5 protein-coding genes are annotated in these 6,953 nt (G+C 41.1%); all 5 read left to right on the top strand.

Features of this window, described 5'->3' with window-relative positions; genetic code table 11:
* Positions 1 to 782: dockerin type I domain-containing protein (locus tag IQ234_RS19175; RefSeq protein ID WP_228008626.1), on the top strand; the 782-nt coding region annotated here is incomplete at its 5' end.
* Positions 783 to 974: 192 nt separating this feature from the next.
* Positions 975 to 1,604 (top strand): PEP-CTERM sorting domain-containing protein, encoded by a 630-nt coding sequence (locus tag IQ234_RS19170; protein ID WP_193958249.1) that lies wholly within the window; start codon positions 975 to 977, stop codon positions 1,602 to 1,604.
* 797 nt (positions 1,605 to 2,401) lie between these two features.
* Positions 2,402 to 4,126, top strand: a complete 1,725-nt coding sequence (locus IQ234_RS19165) for a diflavin flavoprotein (protein ID WP_193958248.1) — start codon at positions 2,402 to 2,404, stop codon at positions 4,124 to 4,126.
* Positions 4,127 to 4,256: 130 nt separating this feature from the next.
* Positions 4,257 to 4,757 carry a phosphate-starvation-inducible PsiE family protein gene (locus IQ234_RS19160; RefSeq protein ID WP_193958247.1) on the top strand — a complete coding sequence of 167 codons (501 nt, stop codon included), beginning with the start codon at positions 4,257 to 4,259 and terminating at the stop codon, positions 4,755 to 4,757.
* Positions 4,758 to 4,978: 221 nt separating this feature from the next.
* On the top strand, positions 4,979 to 6,724 hold the full coding sequence (locus IQ234_RS19155) for a diflavin flavoprotein (RefSeq protein WP_193958246.1): 1,746 nt from the start codon (positions 4,979 to 4,981) through the stop codon (positions 6,722 to 6,724).
* The last annotated feature ends 229 nt before the right edge of the window (positions 6,725 to 6,953 follow it).

Genomic DNA, 6,953 nt, shown 5'->3' with positions numbered 1-6,953 from the left:
CTGACCCCGATACGGGTAATACCTTCAGCTATAGCTTAGTTACTGGGACAGGTTCCACTGATAACAGTCTCTTTACCATCGACGGAAATCAACTCAAAACTAACGCTATTTTCGACTACGAAAGCAAGAATAATTACAGCATCTGGGTTAAGACTACAGACCAAGGCGGTTTATCTTATGAAAAACAACTCACCGTCAATGTCACCAATATTCCAGAACAAAGGATTTCTATTGATAAAAACGCGATTACTTTCGGGACTCCCCTCTCACAATATCGTCAAGGTTGGAGTAACAGTAACCTAGTTCGTCCTAAATTTGCTGATACATTCCAATACATTGACATCACCAATACAGGAGTTAACGCCGAAGATATTCTCGCCATTTCCAACATAGAAGTTAAAGCCTCCAATGTTACCACTAACGCTAACTTCAGTCAGGGAGATATCTTACTCAATCCAGGACAAACTTGGCGTGTTCAATTAACTTATGCACCCACCGCAGCGCGAGAAAGCTTTAACCTCAATGATGGTTTAGTTATTCACAGTAACGCCATCAATAACACGGCCTATAATATCGCCTTAACTGGTAAATCAACCTTTAACAGCGATATTACTTACAATGGTAAAGTAGATCGGGGTGACTTAGCACCCTTACAAGCCGCTTTCAACAGTAGTATTGGGGGTCCTAAATACGATCCCACTGCTGATATTAATGGAGACGGTGGAATCAATTTAGCTGACTTCTCAGTCTTAAATTCTAACTACGGACTAAGCTTGTTCTAACCTAATTTATAGCAATGAAAAGTGTAGAGTTTAGGGTGCGTTAGGTCAAAAAACTAAAATTAACAATCCGCCGTAACGCACCACCTCTATCATTCAATTGATGCGTTACCCTATCGCTAACACAACCTACGAGTGCCACGAGTAATCTACAACCTGATTTAGTCTTATCCATTCACAAATTGACAGAAAATCATGCCTAATTTAGCCGTTGAATTTAATCTGATAGAAGACATCGCAGGAACCCCCGGTGGATTCCTTAATCAAAATAATCCCTTAAATATAGGCGATCGCTTTTTTGTTCAAGTCTTAATGAGGGATATTCATAGTAATCCTATCGGATTAACTGGTAGTGCTATCAATCTCAATTTTGAAGCCAACAAAATCCAAAATATTGACATTCCCTTTAATCCAGTTGATGATAACAGTCCCTTAGTTACTGCTAACTTTCCTCTCTTTCGGGGAGGAACCTTAAATAACATTAATGGGACAATTACAGACTTAGGGGGAGCATCTTTTCCTGATGCCGGTTTAGGTTCACTCTTGGGACTGAATCAACTAGAACAATTTAGCTTAATGCACTTTCAAGTTATCGGAAAAGGTAGCTCTAATTTCATCCTAAATGTAGATTTGAGTCAAACAATTTTTGCTGATGGAACCTTAGCCGCTAATGATCCAACTAATCCAAGTCAATTCATTCAAATTGTCCCTATTGTCCCCGCCGATAACCCTGTAACTATACCTGAACCCAGTCTAAATATAGGTTTATTTATCCTACTAGGCGTTATGGCCGTTCTCAAGAAACAGTATGTCAAAAGAGTGTAAATTGCGTGTTTGCGGCTATCAATTCCGTCAAAAAAACAAAATTAACCATCCACCGTAACCGGAGCAGATTAGGATAATTGAGCGCAATAAAAAAACTCTGTGTCCTCTGTGTCTCTGTGGTTAAGTAGGTAGGCGTTAAAAGTTATCAGATCCCCGCGCCTATCGGCACCCCCCTTATCAAGGGGGGCAGGGGAGATCGAACCTAAAATCCATTTTAAATTTAATTATAACCAGCTACTTATTATTAGATAAAACCACAGATATTCTAAGGGTGCGTTAGGCAGCTCATGAACCCAACAACCGTCAATACCTAGAAAAAGGGTTTCTTCTAGAAACCCTTTTTCTGGACTTGTGTTAAGGGTTATACCAAATTTCTAAATCCATGACAGACATCCGCGCTCGAATGCTTGCCAAGCCTGCATTCGTTGTGACGCGAATAAAGAAAAATGGTATTACAGGTTCACCCATAGACTGGCATCGAAAACAAAACAACCCAAGAGAGCGAGAGAGCAAAAACGAGGGAAATATTAAGAATTGTGTAAAAAGCTTGACAAATAGACAAAAGTGCAGTATCTGAAACCGAAGCCAACCGATGGATAGGATGCACAATCAGTGTTCTGGTCTTGATTCGGTAGGGCCGGCACTCAAATTAATATCCGCAACCATAGAAAAAAGGTTATATAAATCTAACTAATCATTGACTTGAGTAATTGGTATTTTACAAATCCCTGAAAGCAAGTCACCATAGGAATTAAGCAAATGCAGTTCCGCATCAAATCCTGTGGGAGATAGAAATTATGGTTGCTTTAATCACCCCAAAACCCGCTAAAACCAGCCGTTTAACCACACAAATCCAAGAAATCGCCGAAAATACCTTTACCCTGCGCTGTTTGGATTGGGACCGCGATCGCTTTGATATCGAATTTGGTTTAGAAAACGGTACCACTTATAACTCTTTTGTTATTCAAGGGGAAAAAACCGCTCTCATTGATACATCTCACCGCAAATTCGATCGCCTTTATCTGGAGGAATTAACTAAACTAATCCACATCAATCATCTTGATTATTTAATTATCAGTCACACCGAACCCGACCACAGTGGTTTAGTCAAAGAAGTTTTAGAATTAGTCCCAGAAGTTACCGTGGTGGGGGCAAAAGTTGCCATGCAATTCCTCGAAAACATGGTACACAGACCCTTTAAACAGTTAATAGTTAAAAGTGGTGATACTTTAGATTTAGGTAATGGCCATATCTTAGAATTTGTTGCGGCCCCTAATCTTCATTGGCCTGATACTATCTTCACTTTTGATGCTAAAACTGCCACCCTTTTTACCTGTGATGCTTTCGGAATGCACTTTTGTGATGATCAAACCTATGATCGAGAAAAAGAGCTGCTAGAAGGCGATTTTCAAACCTATTATGACTGTCTGATGCAACCGAATGCTCGTTCAGTTTTAGGGGCAATTAAAAGAATCGAGAAATTTGAGATTAATCTCATTGCCACCGGTCACGGTCCCCTATTAAAACACCATATTTCTGATTGGGTGGGACGCTATCAAACTTGGAGTCAAGAACAAACTTCTGCTGATACTTTAGTGGCTGTATTTTTTACCCAAGATTACGGACAAAGCGAACATTTAGCTACTATGATCGGTCAGGGTTTGAATAAAAATGATGTGGTGACAGAATTAGTCGATATGAATAATGCTGATCCCCACGAAGTCAGAGAATTAATCAATCAATCGAAGGGAGTTATCATCGGAATGCCTCCCCAATCTTCCCCGATTAACCAGACGATTTTAAGCACGATTATTGCTTCAATTAATGGCAAACAAGCGGTGGGATTATTTGAGTCAGGAGGTGGGGAAGATGAACCAATTTTTCCCTTAAGAAATAAATTACAGGAAATCGGTGCGATCGAAGCTTTTCCTCCTCTTTTAGTTAAAGACAATTCCCATCAATCCCTCGATTTAATTGCCGATGAAGCAGGAACCGACCTCGGCCAATGGTTAAGCCGAGAAAAAACGATTAAACAAATTAAATCGATTAACAACGACTTAGAAAAAGCTCTAGGACGTATTAGCACCGGATTGTACCTAATTACTTCCCAAAAAGCTGATTTATCTAGTGCCATGATTGCCTCTTGGGTGACACAAGCAAGTTTAAATCCTTTAGGTGTGGCGATTGCAGTGGCTAAAGATCGGGCAATGGTATCCTTTTTACAGCCTAGCGATACCTTTGTTTTAAATGTTTTGGCTGAGGATAATTATCAGAAATTAATGAAACATTTCCTCAAGCGTTTCTCTCCCGGTGCCAATCGTTTTGAAGGCATTAAAACCTATACTGCTAATAATGGATCACCAATTTTAGCCGATGCCTTAGCTTACATAGAATGTCAAGTCACCAGTCGTTTAGATTGCGGCGATCATTGGGTAGTTTATTGTACCGTTAATAGCGGACGAGTTGCTCGTTTAGATACCTTAACTGCTGTCCATCATCGCAAAGTTGGCAACCATTATTAACAGTTATGAGTTATCAGTTATCAGTTATCAGTTATCAGTGAAAAAGGCTCTCCAATTCATAATTCATAATTCATAATTCACAATTTCCTAATAGCTAACACCCAATTCTATCAATCTTAGGAACAATAAAATGTACGAACCAATTAAAAAACCTTCCCCAATGATGGTGCGGGTAGTGCAAGTCTTAGAAATGATTCAAGATTTAATTGTCATTTCTCTCTGTATTGGTTTATTTAGCTTCATGGTGTTAGAAGTCAGAGAAATGTTTATGTCTCTGCTGCCACCGATTCAATTTCGGATTATTACCGCCGATATTTTATTCCTCTTGATTCTAGTAGAATTGTTCCGATTGTTAATTATTTATTTGCAAGAAAAACGAGTTTCTATCGGTGTTGCTGTGGAAGTTTCTATCGTCTCGGTTTTGCGAGAATTAATTGTCATAGGAGTCCTAGAAACTAATTGGACACAAGTATTAGCCGCCTGTGCTTTTCTAATAGTTCTCGGCACATTAATGGTGTTAAGAGTTTGGCTTCCTCCCACCTTTGAAGGTATCGATCCCGAACAAAAAGTTTCTGAGCGTTATCGTCAACATTTAGTTAAAGACTTAACTGAAATAAACAGCAAAACTTAATCAGTTATCAGTTATCAGTTATCAGTTAGAAGGGGATAGGGAAATGGGGGAATAGGGTAATGGGGAGATAGAGTAATTTCAACTAAAACCCTAAAACCCTAAAACCCTAAAACCCTAAAACCCCACTCCCCCAACACCCCACTTCATAATTCATAATTCATAATTCATAATTCCCTCTCCCCACACCCCACACCCCACAACCAATAACCAAATTAACAACTATGACCACTACTACCTTAATTTCCAATCCCGCTATTAATAATCGCTCTCGCGATGTTCAAACTGCCGAAATTGTCGATCAAACTTGGGTTTTTCGCTCGCGTACTTGGGACAGATTAAAATTTGAAATAGAATATGCTCGTCAACGGGGAACCACGGCTAATTCCTATCTTATCTGTGGCGATAAAACCGCCTTAATCGATCCTCCTGGGGAATCTTTCACCGAAATTTATTTAGAAGAAATTCGTCAATATGTCCCCTTACATCGTCTCGATTATCTAATTCTCAGTCACGTTAATCCCAACCGTATCGTTACTTTAAAGGCATTATTAGCCGAAACCCATCAAATCACCATCCTCTGTTCTAAAGCTGCCGTCAATACCCTCAAAAATGCCCTGCCTGATGCCCAAATTGTGGGCATACGAACCGATGAAATCCTTGATTTGGGGCAAGGTCATCAACTCAGTTTTATTAATGTCCCTACGCCGCGCTGGCCTGATGGTATCTGCACTTTTGACCAAAAAACCCAAATTTTATACAGCGATAAATTCTTTAGTGTGCATCTGTGCGGTGACGATATTTGGGATAAAAATTGGAAAGAATTAGACGCAGATCGTCGTTATTATTTTGATTGTCTCCATGCCGTGCAATCCAAAGCAGTAGAAACAGCCCTCGACAAAATTAAAGAATTTCCCGCCCAATATTATGCACCCGCCCACGGTCCGATAATTCGTTATAGTCTTAGTCGTCTTGCCCACGATTATCGTTATTGGTGTCAAGAACAAAAAACTCGACCCCTACAAGTGGCTTTATTATATGCTTCTGCCTACGGAAATACTGCCACCCTGGCCCGATCAATCGAACGAGGATTACTAGAAAATGATCTGGCCGTAGAATCAATCAATTGTGAGTTTGCCACCCCCGCCGAAATTAGTCAAGCGATCGAAAATTGTGACGGATTTATTATCGGTTCTCCCACCTTAGCCGGTCATGCTCCTACCCAAATCCAAACCGCTTTAGGAATAGTTCTTTCCACGGCAGCAAAAACTAAATTAGCCGGGGTTTTTGGTTCCTACGGTTGGAGTGGGGAAGCTGTCGATTTAATTGAAACTAAACTCAAAGATGCCAATTATCGCCTCGGTTTTGAATCCTTGCGCGTGCGTTTTAACCCCACAGAAAGCAGTTTACAAGCGGGTTATTTAGCTGGAGAAACCTTCGCCCAGACCTTGAAAAAAACCAAAAAATTTCGGGTTCCCCAACAGGGAATGACCGAAACACAAATCGATCGCACTGCCCAGGCCGTTGGTCGGATCGTCGGTTCCCTCTCTGTTCTCACCACTCGTCAGGGCGAGGATCATGCTGGTTTCTTGACCTCTTGGGTATCCCAAGCCAGTTTTAACCCCCCAGGGCTAATTATCGCCGTTGCTGACGAACAAGCCGCCGATCGCCTGATTAACTCAGGAACCGTCTTTATCTTGAATATTCTCAAGGAAGGGCGCAATTTACGCCGCCATTTTTCCAATTGCATCAAATCCGGCGGCGATGTCTTTACGGAATTAGAAACCCAAGTCGGGGAAAATGGCTGTCTGATTTTAAGCGAAAGTCTCGCCTATCTAGAGTGTACGGTCAAAGAGCGACAACTCTGCGGCGATCGCTGGTTAGTCTATGCCACGGTCGAGCGGGGTCAAGTTTTGGATAGTAACGGTGTCACCGCCATCGGTCATCGCAAATCCGGTAGTCAATATTAAAACTGGACTAGCGGGGCAAAGTTCCTGACTTTCCCCGTGTAATCAGCCTAGATTTCTGGGAAACATAGGTTATGTTATTATGCAAGGTTGTCCGACCGGGCCATTTTGTCTTGAGTTTCCCCATGAAAAAATTGCCGCTAATCCTATCGGTGGGGACTGTCGCTTTATTGTTGGTAGGATGTCCAGCTTCTGACCAAGCTAATCAATCCCCACCAGTCACCCAAGAAAC

The sequence above is a fragment of the Microcystis aeruginosa LEGE 91341 genome (assembly GCF_015206885.1).
GTDB classification, from domain to species: Bacteria; Cyanobacteriota; Cyanobacteriia; order Cyanobacteriales; family Microcystaceae; genus Microcystis; species Microcystis aeruginosa_H.
Note: the sequence above shows the minus strand (reverse complement) of the source record. Positions and strands in the feature narration are given on the sequence as shown.

Excerpts from the sequence above, each read along its gene's own strand:
- IQ234_RS19165 (WP_193958248.1), top strand. The coding sequence starts at position 2,402 with ATGGTTGCTTTAATCACCCCAAAACCCGCTAAAACCAGCCGTTTAACC.
- IQ234_RS19170 (WP_193958249.1), top strand. The coding sequence starts at position 975 with ATGCCTAATTTAGCCGTTGAATTTAATCTGATAGAAGACATCGCAGGA.
- IQ234_RS19160 (WP_193958247.1), top strand. The coding sequence starts at position 4,257 with ATGTACGAACCAATTAAAAAACCTTCCCCAATGATGGTGCGGGTAGTG.
- IQ234_RS19155 (WP_193958246.1), top strand. The coding sequence starts at position 4,979 with ATGACCACTACTACCTTAATTTCCAATCCCGCTATTAATAATCGCTCT.